The following is a 21,914-nucleotide window of genomic DNA, read 5'->3' as shown; positions in this document are numbered from 1 at the left end:
AGGGTCTCCTCAGTTTCCTTCGTTTTCCGGCAGTTCTTTACAAGGTTTATTTTGCCTGCAATACGGCTGCGCAGCGTGTCCGGATGTCGCTATTTTTATCTTGCTGCCACCAGCTGTCGGCTTGTTCCTGACCGGCCTTGCGCAACGCCAGGCGCATGCTTGCCGCTGGTTGCAGGTTCAGTTGCATGTTGTGTTCCTTCATGCGCGCATAGTTGTCCTGGATGCGGCTCTTGACGTTGGCCCAGCTGGCTTCGCTGGTGGTCCTGGCGGCTTGCGTCAGGATGTTTTGCTGGGCCGGCGTCAGCTTGTTCCAGGCATCGTTGTTGATGATGGTATAGCTCAGCGGAATCGCATAGCTGATCGCGGTGAAGTTGGGCAACTGGTCCCACAGGCGATTGCCGGCGCCGCCGTCGCCCGACGACAGCACGGCATTGAGTTCACCCGAGACCAGTTTCGGACCGACCGCCGAGAACGGCAGGTTGACGCTGTTGGCGCCGACGCGCTGGAACACGCCGCGGCTATTGTCGTCGTAGGTACGGATATTGAGCGCCTTGACTGCTTCCGCATCCGGCAGCGCCCGGGCCGACCAGATGCCCGACGGCGGCCATGGCGTGGCGTACAGCAGGCGCATATTCAATGCCGCCAGATGGCGTTCCAGCTCGGGTTGAGTACAGGTGAACAGCGACTGCGCCTGATCGAAATCATCCACCACGAAGGGCAGTGATGACAGCAGGAAGAAAGAATCGCTGCCACCCAGAATGCCCGCGAAGAGCGTGCCGATTTCAGCCTTGCCGCCGCTGACGGCGCTGACCTGATCCTTGCCCTTGTAGGGATTGGCGGCTTCCTGCAGCGTCGTTACGGCAATATCGCCGTTGGACAGTTGCTTGACGGCGGCGGCAAATTGCAAATCGGCGCTGGCTGTGATCGAGGTGGCCGGGTATTCGTTGATCAGATGCAGCGACGCGCTTTGCGCTGCCGCCGGGCCTGCCTGCAGCAGCAATGCCGAGATCGAAACAGCCAGGCTGCAACGTTTTGCCAAGATGGAAAAAGGCGCGGAAAGAGACATGGGAATTCCTTTGATTTTTCTTGTTAAGGGATCATGCTGCATGAGCAAGCGAAACGAGCCGGCAAAACGGTTACAGTACTGTCGGCCGTTCCAGCGCCAGCCAGCGCTGTACCGATGGCCGCTGCCATTGCTGCTGAGCATAGGCGATCAGCTTGGGAGGCAAGGCATCGCCGTGCAAGGCCAGACGATTGAGCATCACGGCGAGATCCGCATCGGCAATGCACCATTGTCCGAACAGATAATCCGCGTCTTCACTGAGCAAAGCATCTACGGCACTGATCAGTTTGTGCGCGGCAAATTGTGCCGCAGTCGACAAGGGGTCGTACTTCTTGCCAAGGAACACGGCTTCGGTAGGGCGTTCCTGGCGGATCGGTCCGAGGTCGCTGCGCAGCCATGCCTGGATTTCGCGGGCCTTGGCCTTTTGGCGCGGATCCTGCGGGTAGAGCGGCGCTGATCCGGGGAAGCGGTCTTCCAGGTATTCGTCGATTGCCGACGATTCCGACAAATGAAAATCGCCTTCGCACAGCGTCGGCACGCGATGAGTCATGGACAGTTGCGCGTATTCCGGCAAGTGATTGTGCTGCAGTGTCAGATCAACGGTGCGCAGTTCGAAGGGCAGGTTCTTCTCAGTCAGCGCGACGAAGGCGGACATCGCATACGGACTGAGGAATTGGGCATCAACGTACAGCGTGAAAGACGGCGAGTTCAAATCGATTCCTCCTGGAGGGGATGGCATGACAAATTACTGCGATTACTCGGAATGCACTTGCTCGCAGAAGCGCAGGCGATTGCCGAAGGGATCGGCGATTTGCATCTGACGGCCCCAAGGCAGGCTTTCCACACCCGGACGGGCGTAGGGATAATCCTTGGCGGTCAGTTCCTGATGAAACGTGTCGATGCCGTGCACGCGCGCAAAGATGGTGGTGCCCGGCGAAGCGTCGCCGTAATGTTCGCTCAGATGCAGGATCAATCCGGCCCGGCTGATCTGGAGATACAGCGGCGCACCCGGTTCAAAGCGGTGCTCCCAGTCGATCCGGAAGCCGAGGAAGCCGAGATAGAACTCCCTCGCTTTGTCTTCGGCAAAGATGCGAATGACCGGAATGGCGGGCATCAATTCTACGTTCGGTTGCACTTCAGATTGCACGCAGGAACTCCTTGTTGATAGCGGCTTCAGCCTTCGGTGACTTCTGCCTCATGCAGCATGTCGACGCCCGGCAAATTGCAGGACAGCACGGCTTTGCGCACGGTGTCGATGGCGGCCTGGCGCGTGAAGCTCTTGCGCCAGGCGATGACGACGCGGCGCGATGGAACCGGTTTGCTGAACGGTACATAGCGCACCATGCCGTCCTTGGAATTCATATCCGGCACCGAGGCTTGCGGCAGCACGGTGATGCCGATGCCGGACGACACCATATGGCGGATGGTTTCCAGCGAGGAGCCTTCGAAAGTGCGCGCGATGCCGTCGCCGGCGGTCGAGAAGCGCGACATTTCCGGACAGACTTCCAGCACCTGATCGCGGAAGCAATGGCCGTTGCCGAGCAGCAGCATGGTTTCGGTCTTCAGGTCCTGCGCAGTGATTTCCTTGCGGTCGGCCCATTTGTGATGCTTGGGCAGCGCGATGACGAATTCTTCGTCGTACAGCGGTTGCACGATCAGGCCGTGTTCGGGGAAAGGCAGCGCCATGATGGCGGCATCCAGTTCGCCCTGGCGCAGCAACTCGATCAGGCGGGTAGTGAAATTCTCCTGCAGGATCAGCGGCATCTGCGGCACGGTCTCGATCATGGTCTTGACCAGCGACGGCAGCAGATAGGGGCCGATGGTGTAGATGATGCCCAGGCGCAGCGGACCGGACAGCGGATCCTTGTTCTGGCTGGCGATTTCCTTGATGGCGGCGGTCTGTTCCAGCACGCGCTCGGCCTGCGCGACGATTTGCGCGCCCAGCGGCGTGACCGACACTTCAGTGCCGCCGCGTTCGAAGATGATGACGCCGAGTTCGTCTTCCAGTTTCTTGATCGCGACCGACAAGGTCGGCTGCGCCACGAAACAGGCTTCGGCAGCGTGGCCGAAATGCTTTTGGCGCGCGACGGCGACGATGTACTTGAGTTCGGTGAGTGTCATATGAACTTATGCGAGCTGATATGCGCAGACTATAGCTCATTTGCGGGTGGCATGCAGGGCAGCGCCCGCATGCTAGAGTTGCGCCCAATCGCAGAAAAAATCGCCGGATAGGCAGAACAGAACATGAGTAAAAAACAAGTAGGGATTCAGGCCGCGGCACTGGCTGCCGCGATGCTCTGCCTGTCGCTGCCGGCAGTGGCCGCCGGCGATGCGGTCGCCGGCAAGGCGGCATTTGCCAAATGCGCCAGTTGCCACCAGATCGGCCCGTCGGCGCGTGCCGGTTTCGGACCGCAGCTGAACGGTATCGTCGGCCGGCCGGCGGGGGCGACCAAGGACTATCGTTATTCGCCTGCGATGCAGAATTCACGCATTGTCTGGACCGAGGACAAGTTGCGCGCTTTCATGAAAGCGCCGGGTGATGTCGTTCCCGGCACCAAGATGCGGTTTTGGGGTATCGGCAATGAAAAGGATCTGGATAATCTGCTGGCGTATATGAAGACGTTTCCCTGATCCATTTAACGACTGCCATTTGCGTTATTTCCTTATATCTGCCCTGGTGCAGTCTGTGATCCGGGCTTGCTCCGATTCCATATGCACCCGTACGCCATTGATCTCGATGTCACGTTGTTGCGGCAATCGCCAGTTCAAGGTCCCTGATTCGGCGCTCTTCCGCAATTGATCGACACATCCCGGCAAGGCAAGCAGTTTGCCGATGAGTTGCCACTGGTCGTCGATATTTTTCTTGAAAAGGACCGGTCCGCTGCTACTTTCAAAAATTAGCAATTGCTCGGCAGCGGAAGGATCTGGTTTGACGACATAAGCATCGCACAGATAGCTCCGTTTGGTCATGCAAAAAGGCAGGCGGTAGTGCTCGTTGGAATTGCGCCAGTCTTGCGCAGCGAATTCTTTCGGCAGCTTGCGATCAACAGGATGCATGGCGATGTTCGCAGTCAGATCAGGCGCCGCCGCGACGAACTCGTCGGCTGCCCAGCGGTCTGTGCTTGTCAGCGCCAGGCGCGCTTTGTCCTGAATGGCTGCGGGATAGGTACGATTGTTTTGCTCGCTGATCCGCTTCAATTCCTGTACGCCATAACGCGCACCGTTAAAGCGCAGAAAGCGAAAGTCGAAACTGTCGGCGCCAGCCTTGCCTTGAGTCAGCCGATGTACCTGATCGGCGACGGCAATGCGTGCCGGATCTGCCGCCGGCGACAGCAACGCCAGAAAAATCACCAGGATGGCGAAGCTGGCCAGCACGTTGGTGGCCGAGATGCACTGAAGATTGTCGCGCATGCGAACTGCAGCAAGCGCATAACCGGTGGCGTACATTGCCGCAACCAGCGCGCATGTTGCACCGCTGATGCGGCTGACGGTCCAGCCGTATTCAGCTACGCGCAGTCCCAGCGAATACGTTGCCAGCAATACCAGCGGTACCGGCAACAGGCAGGCAATGCGTGTACAGACGGTGAAGAAGCGGTGGGTCTGTTTCGTCAGATGATCGCCGTCCTGATATACGGTGTTGATCAGTACAACCAACAGAGCCGTCGCACCCAGCAGCACATACGATGCGCGTCGGGTTTGCCACAATGGTTCCAGTCCGGTCGTCAGGATGCTCAGCAGAAATGCGCCAATCACAATCGTCGCCATCGGTAACAGCCACGACAACAAGGTCAGCAGCAGTCTGCGGATGCCTGCGACGATTTGCGGGCGGACGTCGCTCAGATGCAGGGCGAATGAAAACGCCAGCGTGGTGACGGGGATGTTGAACCAGCTCTTTTCGAGCAGCTTGCCGAGGAAAGTGAGTTTGATCAGCGAGAACAGGGCGTTGCCGGTTTCCAGCACCAGCCAGAACAAGCCGGTGAAAAGCGCTGCAAACATCAGTTGGACTAACAGTTTCCAGGCCATTTCAAAATAGCTGCGATAGCTGGCGATGCGTTTGCCGTCTGCGTCGCCGGCCAGCATCATGGCTTGCGCGATGAACAACCCCGCAATCGTCAGGAGAACTAGTCCCGGCGAGGGCAAGCTCTTTGATTCATCGGTTGATCCGTTATCGATATGCAGAGGCGGCAGGAGCGAGGACAGGTCAGCGCGCCAGGCGTCATAGACTCCCAGCCCGCAAAGGACAATGGCCAGCGTCGCCAGCCAGATCAATACATTGCGGCGCGCCAGATGGCCGATGCCTGATACTGCAATGATGGGCAAAAACACCGCCAGCATCAGTGCCGGGACAAACAGCATCGGATGTGCGGCAATCCCGGATTTTCCCGTCCAGCTTGAATAGAGACCATAAAGCAGCGCACCTTGCACAATGCCAATCCCGATGCGCAGGCGGCCGGACAGGATACTGACCGGGGATTGCAAGAGATCGTTGTCGTCTGCGGGCGCGGCGTTTTGCATGAGATCTCCGTTGAAAAACGCTACTGTCGGCGAAGTGGGGCGACTTGTAAATGCTTGAGCAGCACAGCGCGAAAGAAAACCTGCACTATCGTCAGACTTTGAGGAAATCTTCCTTGCCGCCCAGCCAGCGCTGCAAATGTGCGTCGACGATGGCGTCGTCATTTTGCAGTAGCGTCTGGGCCAGATTGCGCGCCTTTTCCACCAGCCATTGATCGGTTGCCAGATCGGCGAAGCGCAGCAGGGCTTCACCCGACTGGCGCGCGCCGAGGAATTCGCCGGGGCCGCGGATTTCGAGGTCGCGGCGGGCGATTTCAAAACCGTCGGCGGTTTCGCGCATGGTCATCAGGCGTTGCTTGGCGGTGCCGCCGAGCGGGCTCTGGTAGAGCAGGATGCAGGCGCTTGCAGCGGCGCCGCGACCGACGCGGCCGCGCAACTGGTGCAACTGCGACAGGCCGAAGCGTTCGGCATGTTCGATCACCATCAGCGACGCATTGGGTACGTCAACGCCGACTTCGATGACGGTGGTGGCGACCAGCACGTGGATTTCGCCGCGGCTGAAGGCATCCATCACATCTTGTTTTTCCGCTTGCTTGAGGCGGCCGTGAACCAGGCCGATGCGCAGGTCGGGCAGGGCTTCCGCCAGCATCGAATAGGTGTCGGTGGCGGTTTGCAATTGCAGCGCTTCAGACTCTTCGATCAGCGGGCAGACCCAGTAAACCTGGCGGCCTTCCAGTGCATTGGCGTGCACGCGCGCGATGACTTCTTCGCGGCGGTTCTGGTCGATGGTGCGTGTGACGATGGGCGTGCGGCCGGGCGGAAGTTCATCGATCACGGAGACTTCGAGGTCGGCGTAATAGGTCATCGCCAGCGTACGCGGGATCGGCGTGGCGGACATCATCAGCTGGTGTGGCACGGTTTGCGGCAGTGTCGCGATGTCGGCGTCGGCGTCCAGCGCTTTGTTGCGTAAGGCCAGCCGCTGGCCCACGCCGAAGCGATGCTGCTCGTCGACGATCACCAGGCCGAGCTTCTGGAACTGCACGTTGTCCTGGATCAGCGCGTGCGTGCCGATGACCAGGCGCGCCTCGCCGGATTCGATGAGGGCGTTGGCTTCGGCCTTTTCTTTTTTCTTGAGACTACCGGTAAGCCAGGCGACTTTGACGCCGAGCGGTTCCATCCATGCGGCGATCTTGCGGAAATGCTGGTCGGCCAGGATTTCGGTCGGTGCCATCAGCACCGCCTGGAAACCGCTGTCGATGGCTTGCGCAGCGGCCACGGCGGCAACCACCGTTTTGCCGCTGCCGACATCGCCTTGCAGCAGCCGCTGCATGGGAAAGGATTCCTGCAGGTCGTGGCGGATTTCTTCCAGCACGCGTTGCTGCGCGCCGGTCAGCTTGAACGGCAACTGCTTGATGAAGGCCTTGGAAATCTTGCCGATGGTCGGCAGCGCGCTGGCGTTGCGGGCGCGGCGTGCAGCCTGGGCGCGCTTCAACGACAGCTGCTGCGCCAGCAGTTCGTCGAACTTCATGCGGATCCAGGCAGGATGCGAGCGCTCTTCGAGCGCGTATTCGTCGACGTCGGTCGGCGGATTGTGCAGCAGCCGCACCGATGATTCGAAGCCGCCCAGCTTCAGTTCGTCCAGCATGGCGGGCGGTAGGGTGTCGCGCCAGTTGATGCGGCTCAGCGCGCCGGCGATGGCTTTGCGCAGATAAGCCTGAGACAGTCCTTCGCCGGCCGGGTAGACCGGCGTGAGCGCGATCGGCAGCGGTGCGCCTTCGAGTACGACTTTATACGTTGGGTGAACCATCTCGGCGCCGAAGAAGCCATGGCGCAATTCTCCGCGCACACGCACACGCACGCCTTCCGCCAATTGTTTAGCCTGGCTGCCGTAAAAATTGAGAAAGCGCATCACCAGCGGACCGCTGTCGTCGGCGATGGTGACCACCAGCTGGCGGCGCGGACGAAACTGGATGTCGCTCTTGCTGACTACACCTTCGACCTGCACCACTTGGGTGCCGCGCAGGCTGGCGTCGTGGATGCTCATGACCTGCGTCTCGTCCTCGTAGCGCAGCGGAAGATGCAGCGCCAGATCCATGTCCGAGCGCAGGCCCAGTTTGGCGAGCTTGTTTTGCGCTTTCTGGGCATTGCTCAAGGGGGGAGCGCTCTTCGCGGCTTTGGCCGGAGCCTTGCCTTCCTTGGTGCTGTCGGCGGAAGCTTTCTTCTTCGGTGCTGGCATGCAGAGAGGTTTCTATGTCGAGAAAGCGTAAAATAGAGGGTTCGGCGCTATTTTACTGTGTTTAATTACAGTATTGCTGCTTCTATCACTTATTTTCCATGTATTCACTTTCCGATTTCGATTTCGACTTGCCGCCTGAGTTGATCGCGCAGCTGCCGCTGGCCGAACGCAGCGCCTCCCGCCTGCTGCAGGTCGACGCGCAGTCAGGCAACCTCGCATTGACCGACCGTCGCTTCACCGATGTGGTCGACTTGCTGTCGCCCGGCGATTTGCTGGTTTTCAACAACACCCGTGTGCTGAAGGCGCGCTTCTTCGGCGTCAAGGAAACCGGCGGCAAGGTTGAGGTGCTGGTCGAGCGCGTGCTCGACAGCCGCAGCGTGCATGCGCAGGTGCGGGCGTCCAAGTCGCCGCCGGCAGGTACGCGCATTCGTCTGGCAGATATTTTCGACGTGGTCGTCGGCGAGCGTTACGGCGAGTTCTACACGCTGCAATTTCCATCGGATGTATTCGATTTGCTGGAGCAATACGGCAGCCTGCCGTTGCCGCCGTATATCGAACATGAAGCCGACGAGTTCGACGAGACGCGTTACCAGACCGTCTACGCCAAGGAGCCGGGTGCAGTGGCGGCGCCGACTGCCGGTCTGCATTTCGATGAAGCCTTGCTCGACAAGCTGAAAGCCAAAGGCGTCGATACCGCCTTCGTCACGCTGCATGTCGGCGCCGGCACCTTCCAGCCGGTGCGGGTGGAAAACCTGTCCGACCACAAGATGCACAGCGAGTGGTACACCATCGCGCAAGAGACGGTGGACAAGGTGCGCGCGGTGAAAGCGGCGGGCGGCAAGGTAGTCGCCGTCGGCACCACCAGCATGCGCGCGCTGGAGTCGGCATCGCAATCGGGCGCGCTGGAAGCCGGCAGCGCCGACACGAAGTTGTTCATCACGCCGGGCTATACCTTTAAAACCGTGGATCGCCTGATCACCAACTTCCACTTGCCCAAGTCGACGCTGCTGATGCTGGTCTCGGCTTTCGCCGGCTATGACAACATCCGCGCCGCTTACGCGCACGCCATCGCGCAACAATATCGTTTCTTCAGCTATGGCGACGCCATGCTATTAACTTGTGAATCCCATGCTTGAATTTACCCTGCTCAAAACCGACGGCAACGCCCGTCGCGGCCGCGTCAAACTGAACCACGGCGTGGTCGAAACGCCGATCTTCATGCCGGTCGGCACTTACGGTTCCGTCAAGGCCATGTCGCCGCTGGAACTCAAGGAGATCGATGCTCAGATTATCCTCGGCAACACCTTCCATCTATGGCTGCGTCCGGGTCTGGAGGTGATGGCCAAGTTCGGCGGCCTGCATGGTTTCATGGGCTGGGACAAACCGATTCTGACCGATTCCGGCGGCTTCCAGGTGTTCTCGCTGGGCGACATGCGCAAGATTACGGAAGAGGGCGTGCACTTCGCCTCGCCGATCAATGGCGACAAGCTGTTCCTGTCGCCGGAAGTGTCGATGCAAATCCAGCGTGTACTGAATTCCGATATCGTCATGCAGTTCGACGAATGCACGCCGTATGAAATCGACGGCCGTCCCGCCACCCAGGTGGAAGCGGCGCAGTCGATGCGCATGTCGCTGCGCTGGGCCAAGCGGTCCATGGATGAGTTCAAGGGTGGTGAAAATCCCAACGCACTGTTCGGCATCGTGCAGGGCGGCATGTTTGAAACTCTGCGCGATGAATCGCTGGCAGGCCTGAACGAACTGGGTTTTGACGGCATCGCCATCGGCGGCCTTTCGGTCGGCGAGCCGAAGGAAGACATGATGCGCGTGCTGGAACACATCGGCCCGCGCCTGCCGGCTGACAAGCCGCATTATCTGATGGGCGTCGGCACGCCGGAAGATCTGGTCGCCGGCGTAGCCAGCGGCGTGGACATGTTCGACTGTGTCATGCCGACCCGCAACGCGCGCAACGGCTGGTTGTTCACGCGTTTCGGCGACATCAAGATCAAGAACGCGCGCTACAAGGAAGACACAAAGCCGCTGGATGAGACTTGCGACTGCTACGCCTGCAAGAACTTTTCACGCGCCTATCTGCATCACCTGCACCGCACCGGCGAAATCCTCGGCGCGCGCCTGAACACCATTCACAACCTGCATTACTACCTGCAGATCATGAAGGAAATCCGTGCTGCCATCGACGATGGACAGTTCACGCAATTCATCGCAAAGTTCAAGGAAGACCGCGCACGCGGCGCCTGATCGCCGCTGCAGAATTTGGCAGTGTCCCAGCGAAAGCTGGGACCCAGTGTCGTGACGGACTCAGATACGACACTGGGTCCTGACTTTCGTCAGGACGACAGCAGCAGAATCAACTCGCGCTTACCAATTCCACACGGTGCCGTCGCGCAGTCGGCAAGTCGGCAGATAAGCGCGTTCGTAAGGGAATTTGAGCGCCGCCGCTTCATCGATGTCCACGCCCAGGCCCGGCGCGTCGGGCAACATCAGATAGCCCTTGTCGAAGTAATAGCCGTGCGGGAAGACCGCATCGGTTTCCGGCGTGTGGCGCATGTATTCCTGCACGCCGAAATTCGGCACCCACATGTTGAAATTGAGCGCTGCCGCCATGCTTACCGGCGACAGATCGGTCGCGCCGTGGCAGCCGGTATGCACCTGATACAGCGAGGCCAGATCGGCGATGCGGCGCAGGTGCGTGATGCCGCCGGCGTGGACTACGGTGGTGCGGATGTAGTCGATCAGCTGATTCTGGATCAGGTCCTTGCAATCCCAGATGGTGCTCATGATTTCACCGACGGCCAGCGGCGTGGTGGTGTGCTGGCGGATCAGCTTGAAGGCTTCCTGATTTTCGGCCGGGGTGGCGTCTTCCATCCAGAACAGCTTGAACGGTTCGAGCGCCTTGCCCAGTTGCGCCGCTTCAATCGGTTTGAGGCGGTGGTGGCAATCGTGCAGCAGATGATGATCGCTGCCGTATTTGACGCGCACCTTTTCAAACAGGTCGGGCGTGTGGCGCAGGTACAGCGGAGTATCCCAGATCTCTTCGTCAGGCAGGCCCTTGTCGGCCGGTTCGTAATACATGTTGCCCTTGCCGACGCCGTACGCCTTGTCCAGTCCCGGCACGCCGGACTGCACGCGGATCGCCTTGTAACCCATGTCGATGTAATGGCCGACCGCATCCAGCGCTTCGGCATGGTCGCGGCCGTTGGCGTGGCCGTAGACCATCACGCCTTCGCGGCTCTTGCCGCCCAGCAGTTGGTACACCGGCAGATTGGCGGCCTTGCCCTTGATATCCCACAGCGCCATGTCGACGGCGGCGATGGCGGTCATGGTGACCGGACCGCGGCGCCAGTAGCCGCCGCGATAGAGGTATTGCCAGGTGTCTTCGATGCGCGAGGCGTCGCGGCCGATCAGGCAAGGAATGATGTGATCTTCCAGATACGATTTGACGGCAAGTTCGCGTCCGTTCAGGGTGGCGTCACCGATACCGTAGATGCCCTGGTCGGTTTCTATTTTAAGGGTGACGAAGTTGCGGCCTGGACAGGTCACGATGACCTTGGCGCTGAGGATCTTCATGGATGCGATTTCCTTGTCTCGATGCGGAGCGGTCCGGTTTCGGATGACCTGGGCGCCCGCCTGTTCTGAATGAATTTTCAATGTGGTCTAACCAATATTGATTATGGCATTCCAATTTGACTGGCGCAATAGTCCTTGTAACAGGCTCTCCTGTAGGCTTTTGTTTTTAAGCCACAAACTGGTATGCGCAGAGATTGACATGGTTAGACCAAAATGAGAGTATCGCTGAAATTGGTAAGCCACTGTTTGCTTTGAACGCTGCTTTTCTATACAGTGGATAGACCAATTTAAAGCTAAAAAAGAGGGTTTTATGGCAGATCGTCAGATTCGATCATCAGCCTCAACTGTGGATACAGCAGCAACGAATTCAGCAAACAAGGCAGCAAAAGTAGCAAGAAAAGCAGTGCGTTCAGAATTGTTGGAACCGGCGTCAGCGCCGGAGCGGTCCTATCAGCGTCTGGCGGAACAGATTGCGGATCTGATCCTGCAAGGCGAGTTCAAGGCGGGCGAGCGCCTGCCGTCGGAGCGCAGCCTGGCGGACCGGTTCGAAATCAGCCGCACCTCGGTGCGCGAGGCGATCATCGCACTGGAAGTGCAGGGACTGGTGGAAGTGCGCGGCGGGTCGGGTATTTATGTCTGCGACGCGGCAACCAAGCCGGTGGGGTTCATCCCCGATGGTGGCGCCGGACCGTTCGAACTGTTGCGGGCACGCTGGGTGATCGAGTCGGAAGTGGCGGCATTGGCGGCGCAGAATCGCACCGACGCCGACATCGACAAGATCTACACGCAACTGGCGGCAATGGGGCGCAATTTCAACGACAAGCTGGCCAATGAAGCGGATGACCGGTTGTTCCACATCCGCATCGCCGAAGCCAGCGGTAACAGCGTGATGGCGCAAGTCGTCACGGCATTGTGGGATCAGTTGCGCGGCGTGTTGTGGAAGAAGCTGGAAGAGCATTTCCATACACCGCAGTTGCGCGAAGCTTCGCTGGAAGAACACCAGAAAGTTTTCGACGCGCTGGTGGCGCGCGATCCGGTCGCAGCACGCGATGCGATGCGCGAGCATCTTGAGCGCGTGATGAATGAATTCAAGAAGGCATGGCGTTAGGATTTTTTCCCGCGTCATGCTGAAAAAGAGCGTCCCGCAGAGGACGTCACACATGACGGAGACGGCAATGAAAACAATCGGCATCAGCACAACTCTGTGCATCCAGGCGTACATCCCGGTGTGCGCTTTCCCGCCCTTCACATAGGACGCGGCCTGAACTGATCAGCGCCGCGGCAGCGGCGTTCTCCCGTTATCACCACATGGCATGCAGCCGGTCGCTTCGTTGCGCGGCGCTGCGGCGGGGGCGTTGTTGCGTCTTCGATTTGTGCGTTTCAAAGATGTCAGTTGTCACACAAGGTTTTGAATCCGGTGTTGCCCCGCAGGGCCGGAATCAATTTAGGGCGGAGTCATACCAATACCGCAATCATCCGAGTAGAAGAAGAGGAGAAGAAATGAAACTACGACGCAGTTTGGCAATGGGAGGACTGGCAATTGTCGCGGCAGGCGCATCGGTGCAGGCATCTGCACAGAGCAGCGTGACGATCTACGGCGCGATCGACGATGCGCTGGTCTACACCAACAATCAAGGCGGTCTGCACAATCTGTATCTGCGCACCGGCAACCTGAACGCCAGCAAGATCGGCTTCAAGGGCGCGGAAGATCTGGGCGGCGGTTCGCAAGCCGTGTTTACACTGGAAAATGGTTTTGACGTCAATAACGGTGCTTTGAGCCAGGCCAACACCTTGTTTAACCGCCAGTCTTTCGTCGGTCTGGTCAATAACACCTACGGCAGCGTACTCATGGGGCGTCAGTACACGCCGTACTTCCAGTACGTCGGCGCCATCGGCCCGACCAGCGTGCTGACCGGCGCGACCGGCGCCCACCCTGGCGACGTTGATGGTCTGGATACCACCGTACGCATCAGCAATGCGGTCACGTACATCTCGCCGACTTTCGGCGGCGGTGCACAGATCAGCGCCTTGTACGGTTTCGGCGAAACGGCCGGTTCCACTTCTGTCGGCAACACCTACAGTCTGGCAGGCAAGTATGACGTCGGCCCATGGAATTTCGCACTGGGTTATCAACGTCTGAAGAATGGTTCCGGCCCTGCCACCGCCTGGAACTCGACGGCGTCCGGCAGCTTTGCTACTTCGGCAATCAACAACGGCTATGCGTCTTCCGACAACGTGGTGATGATCGCCGGCGCGATGCGCTACAACACCGGCAACTGGATGTTCGGCGCCAACTACGCCAACGCACAATACAAGCCAGGCAACGGCTCGCTGTTCTCGCAAAAAGCCACCTTCGATACGCTGGGTGTCATCACGACCTATCAGGCGACCCCGGCATGGATGCTGGCGGCAGGCTATAGCTACACCCGTGAGCGCGCCGCCAACGGCATCAACGATCCGGCCAAGTATCACCAGATCGCGCTGGAAGAAACCTACTCGCTGTCCAAGCGTTCGGCGTTCTATCTGCTGCAAGCGTACCAGCTGGCCCGCGGTCAGACGCTGGGTAAAGCCGGCGCAGGCAATATCGTCAACGCTGTCGCAGTGGTCGGCGATTCGCAAAACGGTTCGCCATCGTCAGGACGCAATCAGGCTGTGATCATGGCGGGTTTCCGTCATTTTTTCTAAATCAGTAAAACGTGTAAGACGCAAGTCAGCATCCCTGAAGCAGCTTGAGGTTAACATCCGGCCGGGCACCGCCCCGCCCGGATGTTTTTTTACGCAGCCTTGCCGGTTTTGCGCCATTCGCTGACGCGCGCCCGCAGCTCACGCCGGATCACCTTGCCGGTGGTCGTCATCGGCAATTCATCAACGAAGAAAATTTCACGCGGATATTCATGCGCGGCCAGGCGCACCTTGACGTGTTCCTGGATCTCGCGCTTGAGCTTGTCGTCGCCGGCGAATCCTTCATTGAGCACGATGATCGCGACCACGATTTCGGTACGCTGGGCGTCGGGCGAGCCGATCACCGCCACCATCTTCACCGCCGGATGCTGAAGGATGTTGTCTTCGATTTCGCCGGGGCCGATGCGGTAGCCGGCTGAGGTGATGACGTCGTCGTCGCGGCCGACGAAGCGGATGTAGCCGTCTTCATCCATGCAACCGGTGTCGCCGGTCAGCAGCCAGTCGCCGACGAACTTGTCCTGCGTGGCTTGCGGATTATTCCAGTACTGCAAAAACATCACGGGGTCGGGACGCTGCACGGCGATGTTGCCGTCGCTGCCGGGCGGCAGCACCTGGCCTTGCGCATCCACGATGGCAAGCGTGTGCCCGATGGCGGCGCGGCCGATGGCGCCGGGTTTGCAATCCATGATGGTGGCGCAGGACGACACCGTCATGTTGCACTCGGTCTGGCCGTAGAACTCGTTGATCGTCAGGCCGAAGGTCTTGCGGCCCCAGTCGAGCAATTCCGTGCCCAAGGACTCGCCGCCGCTGGCGACGGAACGCAGTTGATAGCGCCAACGCTTTTCCGGCTCGGCGACGGTGCGCATCATCTTCAATGCGGTCGGCGGCAGGAAGGTATTGCGCACGCCGTAGTCCTGCAGCAACTGAAAGGCCGCTTCGCCGGTGAATTTTTCAAAGCGATGCGCCACCAGCGGCACGCCGTGATGCCAGGCCGGCAGGAAGACGTCGAGCAATCCGCCGATCCACGCCCAGTCGGCCGGCGTCCACAGCAGGTCGCCTTCCAGCGTTTACCGGAATACAAAAAACAACACTAAAAATTGTCAATAGAATGATTTTTAATTTATTTCTTAATGGAAATTAATTGCCCGATTTTTCTATTTTAGCTACGTTCCTTATTTTTTTGTCAGTGTTTTGAGTGAGTGCTTGCTTTATTTCAGTCAATTTTTTTGATTGATTAGGTGCCGGGACTCTTTTCACTTTCTTCTTGGTGATTTTTGCCTTAGCGTGCTGGCTTGCCCAGATTTTTACAAACTCCTCCATCGAAATGCCTAGGCCGTCACACCAAAGTGACCATTCAGCGAAGTCAAGGCGCCGTTCAGCATTTTCTATTTTGCTAATGAAATTCTGGCGAACTCCCAATTTATCTGCCAAGTCACTTTGTCTTAGTCCAGCCTTTTCCCTCACTGCGCGAAGCAGCTCTAAGCCAATCTGATATCTCAAGGAATACTGTTTTTCATCCATCGGCGCTCCCTAATTTGCGCCGTTAGCATGAAGATGTTTTTCTTATATCCAAAATTAGGATGTCCTAAAATCGGATATACCAAGTTAGAATGCGTCTTGGTATAACATTTATTTAGAAAGAGCAGCGGTGAGTATTCGGAAGAAGGGCCTAATTCGTATAGGTTTTTAACAGTAGTAACATGAAATTCCGTCTCTAAATGAAACAGTACGGAGAAGTAGGATGTCTGCAACAGAGAGGGATATTCAACGTATGACACTAGAGGAATTTGAGATTCTTCTCGGCGAGCGTGTTAAACGCTACCGCATTAATAAGCTGCAGAAAGACCAGGAGACGCTTGCGGTCAATGCCGGAATCAGTACGAGGACACTTCGGAATCTTGAGACGGGGCAGGGAAGCTCGCTACGTACTGTTCTTGCCGTTATGTGGGCGATGGACTTGCTCCCTTCGCTAATTTCGGTAGTGCCAGATATGTCAATCCCAAGACAACTTGCTCGCCAACCAAAGCAACGACAGCGTGTGTACAGGCCTCGCAAAAAGAATCTATCAGATGGTTGAGACAAAGGAAATGTGTATCCGGAAGGAGCCTGAGAGCATTCATGATAGTCTTTATGGACGAAAACTCCATCGTCGACTTTAGCTCCATTAGAACTACACCATGAGCAATCTTATTTTGCAGCCAAAATCTTCTTTGAACGATGCTCCAGAAGAATCTGCGAGGCCGTTGATTTTTGAATACCAAATCGACGGCGAGCCCGAGTATGGCGTATCGGGAACGGGATTCTTATGTTTGGTTGACGACGAAATATTGTTTGTAACTGCTAGACATGCTGTGGACGTTGGACACGAGGAATTACGAATTCCTATTAGTCGAGGTTCTCAGGATGTCGTTGCCATAAATGAGCGATTTGATGTGAGGTTGCTCGACGGTGTTGATGCGGAATTTCTCGATATCACTTTTTTCACTCTCAAGACGTCTGCAACGCAAAAATATGACCTTCATAAAAGTGCTGTGCAGGTTCTTAGAGAAACGTCATTTGCGCAGATGTTAGAAATATGGGAGGCGAAGGGCCTCTCTCCAGTCAATATTCCGCTAACTGCCTACGGATACCCTAAATGTCATACGTATGTAGGTGAGACTATTTCAACCACTCTTCGTAACGGGCGAATGAAATTTCAAGGGCCATCGTCGTTACTAGGGAGTTATCAGGTTACTTGGGACACTGAATGGGTGGCTGAACCAGATGGCATGAGCGGTTCCCCGGTATTCATGCAAGGAGATTGGCTAAAAGAAGGCAAAGGCTCTAAGCATATTTTCGTTGGAATTATGACGAACTGCAGTAATGGCATCGGACATTTCTTGTCTGGCGACTATTTGGTGGAATTGGCCAAAAGGGCTCTCGCTCGATAGGATAGGGACCCAATAATTTCTGAGCACCAAACATACCTATTTACATGAGATTTGCTATCGGTTATTCCGATTTTTTATCGCTGTCGTGGGACATATTCTCGATTTGTGGGTTGAGCGCATCGATACTATTTGGCACGTCGAACTGCCCCTTGGCAACCCCTAAAAGAATGCCCGGCGTGCGACTCGTTCCTGATGTGATGCGCAGCAGCCTATTCGCCTGTGCGGTGGCATAGCCGCTATGTTTGCCACTAATTCGCACTCTTGACCGATATATTCGAAGTACGCTGATAGTGCCGGTGCCAAGTCCTTCACTGCGGTCGCCATTTGCCCCAACTCCCACCTAAGCTCGTCGAAGGAAATCTGAGCAGTCTGTGCGATTTTTGCTAGGTCAGGCGCATCAATCTCATCGGCAAGGAACTTGTTGCCACAGGCCATCGCCATTTGTGGAAGTAGCTTCTCTCCATAGACTCGAGTCGAGACTAGGTCGTAAAGCCGCGCCGGTATGAGCCTGATGGAAAGAGATATTTTTACCATGAGCATCGGAATTTCCAATTAACAGATTGAACAGCGCCCAACGAACGATATACATCTTTGCAGCACCACCATCGACAAACTCTGGCAATAGTCCGAATAGCTTCTCAAAACTAACGCCATGCCGCTTAGGGGGGAGGTCCGTGATGGCCAGAGGTGCATTCATACTTTAACCATCCGGGTAGTCCAAGCGCTTGGCAGCCGTCGATGACATGACGGCGCTCCACGCGTCCCGGTTGCAGAACGTCGGCGCCAGGAGCCCATCGCCTATCGAAGCGCTCAATGAGCAGTACCGGCTCCGGAGTCCGGCGGATATTCACTGGAGCCACTGGAAGGCCGACGGCTGCAGCCAGGGACATACAATAGTGCTCGTTCGCGACTAGGAAAGGTGTTCTCGAATTGCGTGTCTCCGGCTTAAGGATGTGCGTTGAAGTCAGCGAGCCAGACACGAGATAGAGCTCATTGTCATGAAGGACGACTTGCAGTTTGTCCTGAACGCCGGCGAGGCACTGATACCAAGCTCCGTCCCATTGAGCCAGAGGGACGCGGTCTCGGCAGCGAATTCGCTCAGTCAGCTCCTGGTCACTGACTTTCTTGTGGAATGCCTCCAGAGCGCTTGGCAAGGCTGAATTACTTCCATGGAATTGAAAGCTGGCGGCGCCGGCCGGCTCATGTCCGAAAATGTGCGCCAGCGTGTAGACGTTGGCTGGTGATAGCTTGTGATAGCCGCATGCCGCCACGCGTGCATCCCCCTCAGGAAGTATATTCACGATGAAGTTCGTGGTTTCCCTGGAAGTGATGCTTTCGCCGCTCAGCGCAAAATATGGAGATAAAGGAAAGGCGTCGTTTGCCAGTTGCCAATTCACATAGTAATAAAAGTCAAATTTGGAATCAAGAATGTCGCAACGGATGTTCCCGATTGCTTGGCCATAGCTGGCGACTAGCAGTTGGAGCGTGGAAGTCACAATCGATACCTACTCTTTGATGAAAACGTGACTACTCTTCGCCATAAGCGCGCCGAATTTTGTCTATTGCAATCTGAACGCCGGTTTTAACGACTGGCTCAGTGACTTCAAATGGATTCATTGAGCTGCCCAACCCAGCTACTGCCGGCTTTGGGATAAATACAACTTCGTAGCCCAGACCTTCAAGAAGTGCCATCAGCGTTGTGACCATATAGTCGTCCTCTCCGCTAAGCGCGCCAGCAATCGTGAGCGGTTCCAGTCCAGACCTTTCACAGAGTTCTTGTCCTGAAATTTGGTATTTTTCGATGGAATTGAGCAGAAAATCCGAGATGTCAGAAAGTGATTCCATACGTCGCTAACCGATTGACTGCGAGATGCCGGAATTACGCTCCCAAAAATCTAGCCCCGCATATTCTTCTGCCCCCTTCTGGTACGACCATGCAAACAGGTCTACAGCAATCGAAACATCTCCAATTGCGAAAAAAGAGGTCATTGCAGCCTGATAGTCCTCAATGGCGATGCCAGCAAAAGTCAGAGGCACGTATTTAACCTTGAACAGTGGAAAGTTGGCTGCCACGCGGCTCGTACGCCTGTTCCCGTGTATGAATGCTTGGAGGTAGGCGGTATGCAACCACAGGAAGAACGACGCTTCTATTGGATTAGTGATGGCTGCAGCCTTGGTACACATCAAATCCAGCAACTCATCCAGCTTTGCCACGTCATTGAGCGGTCGATACGTAGAGGCATCTACCTGTGTCATGACGCTCCTGATGGCCCCCAAATGGCACGATGGCAGAAGGCCAGCCATTGCATAGGTATGTGCTTGTCTGATGAAACTGCTGTGCAGGGGTGAATATGCGGCGTCAAGCCAAGCGTATCTGATGGCGTGTAGATTTTGCTTCAACATAACCACATTGTGCTCTCGGTCATAGTCAGTTTTATTGAATAGCGCGTTCGCATCTTCCACCGAAAGAGAGACGCCATCGAGGAGCGACGACGCCCAGGCGAATTTTCGAAAGAAATTCCATGCGGTGGCTCCGGCGCTTTCGGATGGCATGACCGAAGCTCGCTCTCGTCCCAGTTTGGCCAAGTCTGATGCCAAGCTACCAGGCATTAGACAACTGCTATTTGGCACATAGCATTCCAAGTCGCCGAGTCGGTATTCGGTCACAGGCCTCTGTTGCCAAGGTTCTTTCAGGTATAAAAACATTTCCTTCGCTTCGCGCGACCACGCAGGTGAATCGTGATTTTGTGTTGCGGCCTTACTCTGCTTCATTGGTCTATCCTTAAGTGCCCCTAATGCGGTCCAAATCGAATCCTGCATAGCGTTCTGCGGATTGACGATAAGCCCATGCGAATAGGTCCGCTGCTATCGAAATGTCTCCGAACTCGTAATAGCCAAGCATTGCCTTCGTATAAATCGCGCTGTCCAAATGGACGAACGTAAGGGGAGGCAGGTCCGCGCGTAGCAAGGGGATATTTAGAGCAGCACGGCTCGTGCGCTGATTGCCACCTTCAAATGCCTGTAGATAAGCCAAGTGAAGCCAAAGGAAAAATGCAGCCTCAATCGGATTCTTTATGGCGACCGCTTTCCGAATAACCAGGTCCATTATTTCGCTTAACTGCTCGGGGTCGCTTAGCGGTGTGTAAGTCGATTCATGAATTTTGACTTGGTGCCGGCGATAGGTGCCAGTTTCGTCAGATTTCAGCAATCCAAACATATGTTCTCCCTGGATGCGCTGAATAGCCTCGCTACTCAGCTCAAGACTGTAGTCGCCCCAGATGAGGGTATCGAATGCGACCCTGTGATTCACAATCATGCGAGTGTCGCTAGTATTAGGTTGCACGCCACTGGTGAAAAGTTCATAGGCATCGCATCGGCTATAGCGGTTGCCTTCCAGGCGTGCAGAGCCCCAGATGAAGTCCATCATGAATAGGCGATATAGCGAGTCCCGGTCTGTCCCCCGGCTGCGAACTGACGCAAGTCCGACCTCAAGAAGCTCTTGGCTCAATTCCAATGGAAGCAGGTGACTATGGTTTGGGCAGTAGCCGTCTACTCTTTGGCGGTCGTAGGTGACCGGTGGCCGAAAATCGAGGGATTTACTTAATCGTTCAAACAGCGCTTTCGACGTTGGCGACCACATCAAGTCACTTTGCCAGGAAGATTCTTCGCATAACAGACGAGCACCTTTTTTTAGACTCAATCGTATTATCGTCCGCAGACCTAAATCCACCGCCGCCCGCATGTCCTTCAATCCATAGGCGTTCATGACATCGACCACGAGTTCGTCGTCTATTTCAATGTTTGTGTACATGTGCTTCAGGCGTTACCAACAGTCTGGCGTATCTGGCTCAGCGTTCTCTCGGAGTTAACAGCGCGGCTTTTGAATTCTTCCGCTTTCTTTAGTAATCTCGCGATGCTGAGCCAGTAGGCGGCACCCAATTCGCCATCTTGTAGCTGCAATTCATGCAACTTTCGTAGGGCAATATCAAGGTCAATTTTCTCGTCATCCACTGACAATGGCACCTCGGATTGGTCTTGCTCGTGTGAATAGTCGCCAACCTGCACGCGTGACCTTGGTAGTACCAAAACAAAATAGAATCCGTCGTTCGAGATTGCTAAGACGCTTAGCTCCAGTCCCGTAGTCATCGCCTCAATTTGCGAAAGGTACGGGTCCACTGTGCCGTCTTCTATGGCAATTACGTGTTGCGGAAGTAAGTCTGCACGCGAAGCCAATTCTTCTTCGGTCCAACCTTTGTATTTGCGAACCTTTTTTAGGAAAGGAACGAGGTCAAAAAATGTCATGCGTTAGAGCATGCACGTCTTCTGAGAATGAAGGAAGCAATAACAATTTTTGGGACTTTTTATAAGCGGAATCATCGTTCCCGTAATCATCAAAAATTCAAATTACCGGAAAGCCTTTTCCCGTTATTGCGAAAATATGATGTGGCGTTTTTGCCACCAAATATTTTGACAGAGGGCACTGACATTTCAAGTGCAACAAAGCGTTTTTCGACGTTCAGTGTGACGTACAATTTAATCGGGCTGCGACTACCGCATGCGGTTCGCCATCACGGCTTTGAAAAAAGCGGAATACTCAATATTCGTAGTAAATGCCGAATACACATCAAACATTGTATGAACGAATTTACTGTGCAAGGTCCTGACACTCTTAGCGTGCTACTGCTGGCATATCGAAAGGAAGCACGGATGACCCAAAGCGAGGCTGCTAGGCGCCTCGGCATCAATCAGCAGGCGCTTTCTGCTCTGGAACGCAATCCGGGGGCGGTCAGCACTGAGAGGGTACTTAAGCTGTTGAACGTACTTGGTGTTGAAGTCGTCGTGCGCGCCAAGACGGAGAGACCAAAAGGCGTGTCGACATTTCCCGGTGGCCCTGCCTGGTAGGGCG

The 21,914-nt window shown here is 56.1% G+C and carries 21 protein-coding genes and 1 pseudogene; 7 read left to right on the top strand and 15 right to left on the bottom strand.

Annotation, left to right across the window (positions count from 1 at the left end):
* Nucleotides 1-46: 46 nt before the first annotated feature.
* From AC1RN6_RS04910 to AC1RN6_RS04895, 4 genes are all read right to left on the bottom strand, one after another.
* Nucleotides 47-1,066, bottom strand: a complete 1,020-nt coding sequence (locus AC1RN6_RS04910) for a TRAP transporter substrate-binding protein (protein WP_493003439.1) — start codon at nt 1,064-1,066, stop codon at nt 47-49.
* Nucleotides 1,067-1,136: 70 nt separating this feature from the next.
* Nucleotides 1,137-1,775 (bottom strand): glutathione transferase, encoded by a 639-nt coding sequence (gene yfcF, locus AC1RN6_RS04905; RefSeq protein ID WP_493003438.1) that lies wholly within the window; start codon nt 1,773-1,775, stop codon nt 1,137-1,139.
* Between the two features lie 42 nt (nt 1,776-1,817).
* A complete protein-coding gene (locus tag AC1RN6_RS04900) occupies nt 1,818-2,177 on the bottom strand; it encodes a glyoxalase superfamily protein (protein WP_493003519.1) in 360 nt (119 codons plus the stop codon).
* A gap of 59 nt (nt 2,178-2,236) precedes the next feature.
* The gene (locus AC1RN6_RS04895) at nt 2,237-3,184 is read right to left on the bottom strand and encodes a LysR substrate-binding domain-containing protein (RefSeq protein WP_493003436.1); all 948 of its coding nucleotides are present in this window, start codon (nt 3,182-3,184) and stop codon (nt 2,237-2,239) included.
* A gap of 123 nt (nt 3,185-3,307) precedes the next feature.
* Here AC1RN6_RS04895 and AC1RN6_RS04890 point away from each other — a divergent pair, with 123 nt between their 5' ends.
* Nucleotides 3,308-3,694, top strand: a complete 387-nt coding sequence (locus AC1RN6_RS04890; protein ID WP_493003435.1) for a c-type cytochrome — start codon at nt 3,308-3,310, stop codon at nt 3,692-3,694.
* Between the two features lie 24 nt (nt 3,695-3,718).
* Here the strand turns inward: AC1RN6_RS04890 and AC1RN6_RS04885 are convergent, their stop codons facing one another.
* Both AC1RN6_RS04885 and recG read right to left on the bottom strand, forming a co-directional pair.
* Nucleotides 3,719-5,578 carry a DUF4153 domain-containing protein gene (locus tag AC1RN6_RS04885; protein WP_493003433.1) on the bottom strand — a complete coding sequence of 620 codons (1,860 nt, stop codon included), beginning with the start codon at nt 5,576-5,578 and terminating at the stop codon, nt 3,719-3,721.
* Nucleotides 5,579-5,669: 91 nt separating this feature from the next.
* A complete protein-coding gene (recG, locus tag AC1RN6_RS04880; protein WP_493003432.1) occupies nt 5,670-7,811 on the bottom strand; it encodes an ATP-dependent DNA helicase RecG in 2,142 nt (713 codons plus the stop codon).
* Nucleotides 7,812-7,909: 98 nt separating this feature from the next.
* Here recG and queA point away from each other — a divergent pair, with 98 nt between their 5' ends.
* Nucleotides 7,910-8,947, top strand: coding sequence for a tRNA preQ1(34) S-adenosylmethionine ribosyltransferase-isomerase QueA (gene queA, locus AC1RN6_RS04875; RefSeq protein WP_493003430.1), 1,038 nt, complete (start codon nt 7,910-7,912; stop codon nt 8,945-8,947).
* Nucleotides 8,940-10,067: a tRNA guanosine(34) transglycosylase Tgt gene (tgt, locus tag AC1RN6_RS04870; protein ID WP_493003428.1), complete on the top strand. Its 1,128-nt coding sequence runs from the start codon at nt 8,940-8,942 to the stop codon at nt 10,065-10,067. The genes queA and tgt overlap by 8 nt, the downstream gene beginning before the upstream one ends.
* Nucleotides 10,068-10,187: 120 nt before the next feature.
* On the opposite strand, the gene manD is transcribed toward tgt, so the two are convergent.
* Nucleotides 10,188-11,396, bottom strand: a complete 1,209-nt coding sequence (gene manD, locus AC1RN6_RS04865) for a D-mannonate dehydratase ManD (protein WP_007877806.1) — start codon at nt 11,394-11,396, stop codon at nt 10,188-10,190.
* A 310-nt stretch (nt 11,397-11,706) separates the two neighbouring features.
* Here manD and AC1RN6_RS04860 point away from each other — a divergent pair, with 310 nt between their 5' ends.
* Nucleotides 11,707-12,504, top strand: a complete 798-nt coding sequence (locus tag AC1RN6_RS04860; protein WP_493003426.1) for a FadR/GntR family transcriptional regulator — start codon at nt 11,707-11,709, stop codon at nt 12,502-12,504.
* Between the two features lie 392 nt (nt 12,505-12,896).
* The gene (locus AC1RN6_RS04855; RefSeq protein WP_493003424.1) at nt 12,897-14,081 is read left to right on the top strand and encodes a porin; all 1,185 of its coding nucleotides are present in this window, start codon (nt 12,897-12,899) and stop codon (nt 14,079-14,081) included.
* Nucleotides 14,082-14,170: 89 nt separating this feature from the next.
* On the opposite strand, the pseudogene AC1RN6_RS04850 reads toward AC1RN6_RS04855, so the two are convergent.
* Together AC1RN6_RS04850 and AC1RN6_RS04845 are read right to left on the bottom strand one after the other, a co-directional pair.
* Nucleotides 14,171-15,130 (bottom strand): annotated as a pseudogene (locus AC1RN6_RS04850) (AMP-binding protein); the annotation flags it as partial.
* An 85-nt stretch (nt 15,131-15,215) separates the two neighbouring features.
* The gene (locus AC1RN6_RS04845; protein ID WP_493003423.1) at nt 15,216-15,599 is read right to left on the bottom strand and encodes a helix-turn-helix domain-containing protein; all 384 of its coding nucleotides are present in this window, start codon (nt 15,597-15,599) and stop codon (nt 15,216-15,218) included.
* Between the two features lie 656 nt (nt 15,600-16,255).
* Between AC1RN6_RS04845 and AC1RN6_RS04840 the strand changes: the two genes are divergently transcribed.
* Nucleotides 16,256-17,008 carry a S1 family serine peptidase gene (locus tag AC1RN6_RS04840; RefSeq protein WP_493003421.1) on the top strand — a complete coding sequence of 251 codons (753 nt, stop codon included), beginning with the start codon at nt 16,256-16,258 and terminating at the stop codon, nt 17,006-17,008.
* A gap of 403 nt (nt 17,009-17,411) precedes the next feature.
* Here the strand turns inward: AC1RN6_RS04840 and AC1RN6_RS04835 are convergent, their stop codons facing one another.
* From AC1RN6_RS04835 to AC1RN6_RS04810, 6 genes are read right to left on the bottom strand one after another with little or no spacing between them, the layout of a single operon-like run.
* Nucleotides 17,412-17,705: a HipA domain-containing protein gene (locus tag AC1RN6_RS04835; protein ID WP_493003420.1), complete on the bottom strand. Its 294-nt coding sequence runs from the start codon at nt 17,703-17,705 to the stop codon at nt 17,412-17,414.
* Entirely contained in the window at nt 17,668-18,504 is an 837-nt protein-coding gene (locus AC1RN6_RS04830) for a HipA domain-containing protein (protein WP_493003419.1), read from the bottom strand. Before AC1RN6_RS04830 ends, AC1RN6_RS04835 begins: the two co-directional genes overlap by 38 nt.
* A 31-nt stretch (nt 18,505-18,535) precedes the next feature.
* Nucleotides 18,536-18,853, bottom strand: a complete 318-nt coding sequence (locus tag AC1RN6_RS04825) for a hypothetical protein (RefSeq protein WP_493003418.1) — start codon at nt 18,851-18,853, stop codon at nt 18,536-18,538.
* 6 nt (nt 18,854-18,859) lie between these two features.
* Nucleotides 18,860-19,780, bottom strand: a complete 921-nt coding sequence (locus tag AC1RN6_RS04820; protein WP_493003417.1) for a Fic family protein — start codon at nt 19,778-19,780, stop codon at nt 18,860-18,862.
* A gap of 10 nt (nt 19,781-19,790) precedes the next feature.
* The gene (locus AC1RN6_RS04815) at nt 19,791-20,819 is read right to left on the bottom strand and encodes a type II toxin-antitoxin system VapB family antitoxin (protein WP_493003415.1); all 1,029 of its coding nucleotides are present in this window, start codon (nt 20,817-20,819) and stop codon (nt 19,791-19,793) included.
* Nucleotides 20,820-20,824: 5 nt separating this feature from the next.
* Nucleotides 20,825-21,310, bottom strand: a complete 486-nt coding sequence (locus AC1RN6_RS04810) for a helix-turn-helix transcriptional regulator (protein ID WP_493003414.1) — start codon at nt 21,308-21,310, stop codon at nt 20,825-20,827.
* Between the two features lie 27 nt (nt 21,311-21,337).
* Here AC1RN6_RS04810 and AC1RN6_RS04805 point away from each other — a divergent pair, with 27 nt between their 5' ends.
* Nucleotides 21,338-21,910, top strand: coding sequence for a helix-turn-helix domain-containing protein (locus tag AC1RN6_RS04805; RefSeq protein WP_493003412.1), 573 nt, complete (start codon nt 21,338-21,340; stop codon nt 21,908-21,910).
* Nucleotides 21,911-21,914: the final 4 nt, after the last annotated feature.

Source organism: Herbaspirillum sp. GW822-FHT03A08 (genome assembly GCF_058801885.1).
This window is presented reverse-complemented; position numbering and strand designations above follow the sequence as displayed.

What these genes read in the sequence shown, in the direction of transcription:
- AC1RN6_RS04820 (WP_493003417.1), bottom strand. Translation starts at nt 19,780, where the DNA reads ATGAAGCAGAGTAAGGCCGCAACACAAAATCACGATTCACCTGCGTGG.
- AC1RN6_RS04825 (WP_493003418.1), bottom strand. Translation starts at nt 18,853, where the DNA reads ATGGAATCACTTTCTGACATCTCGGATTTTCTGCTCAATTCCATCGAA.
- AC1RN6_RS04815 (WP_493003415.1), bottom strand. Translation starts at nt 20,819, where the DNA reads ATGTACACAAACATTGAAATAGACGACGAACTCGTGGTCGATGTCATG.
- AC1RN6_RS04835 (WP_493003420.1), bottom strand. Translation starts at nt 17,705, where the DNA reads ATGAATGCACCTCTGGCCATCACGGACCTCCCCCCTAAGCGGCATGGC.
- AC1RN6_RS04885 (WP_493003433.1), bottom strand. Translation starts at nt 5,578, where the DNA reads ATGCAAAACGCCGCGCCCGCAGACGACAACGATCTCTTGCAATCCCCG.
- AC1RN6_RS04910 (WP_493003439.1), bottom strand. Translation starts at nt 1,066, where the DNA reads ATGTCTCTTTCCGCGCCTTTTTCCATCTTGGCAAAACGTTGCAGCCTG.
- AC1RN6_RS04855 (WP_493003424.1), top strand. Translation starts at nt 12,897, where the DNA reads ATGAAACTACGACGCAGTTTGGCAATGGGAGGACTGGCAATTGTCGCG.
- AC1RN6_RS04890 (WP_493003435.1), top strand. Translation starts at nt 3,308, where the DNA reads ATGAGTAAAAAACAAGTAGGGATTCAGGCCGCGGCACTGGCTGCCGCG.
- recG (WP_493003432.1), bottom strand. Translation starts at nt 7,811, where the DNA reads ATGCCAGCACCGAAGAAGAAAGCTTCCGCCGACAGCACCAAGGAAGGC.
- AC1RN6_RS04895 (WP_493003436.1), bottom strand. Translation starts at nt 3,184, where the DNA reads ATGACACTCACCGAACTCAAGTACATCGTCGCCGTCGCGCGCCAAAAG.
- AC1RN6_RS04860 (WP_493003426.1), top strand. Translation starts at nt 11,707, where the DNA reads ATGGCAGATCGTCAGATTCGATCATCAGCCTCAACTGTGGATACAGCA.
- AC1RN6_RS04845 (WP_493003423.1), bottom strand. Translation starts at nt 15,599, where the DNA reads ATGGATGAAAAACAGTATTCCTTGAGATATCAGATTGGCTTAGAGCTG.
- AC1RN6_RS04810 (WP_493003414.1), bottom strand. Translation starts at nt 21,310, where the DNA reads ATGACATTTTTTGACCTCGTTCCTTTCCTAAAAAAGGTTCGCAAATAC.
- AC1RN6_RS04900 (WP_493003519.1), bottom strand. Translation starts at nt 2,177, where the DNA reads ATGCCCGCCATTCCGGTCATTCGCATCTTTGCCGAAGACAAAGCGAGG.
- tgt (WP_493003428.1), top strand. Translation starts at nt 8,940, where the DNA reads ATGCTTGAATTTACCCTGCTCAAAACCGACGGCAACGCCCGTCGCGGC.
- queA (WP_493003430.1), top strand. Translation starts at nt 7,910, where the DNA reads ATGTATTCACTTTCCGATTTCGATTTCGACTTGCCGCCTGAGTTGATC.
- AC1RN6_RS04840 (WP_493003421.1), top strand. Translation starts at nt 16,256, where the DNA reads ATGAGCAATCTTATTTTGCAGCCAAAATCTTCTTTGAACGATGCTCCA.
- manD (WP_007877806.1), bottom strand. Translation starts at nt 11,396, where the DNA reads ATGAAGATCCTCAGCGCCAAGGTCATCGTGACCTGTCCAGGCCGCAAC.
- AC1RN6_RS04805 (WP_493003412.1), top strand. Translation starts at nt 21,338, where the DNA reads ATGAAGGAAGCAATAACAATTTTTGGGACTTTTTATAAGCGGAATCAT.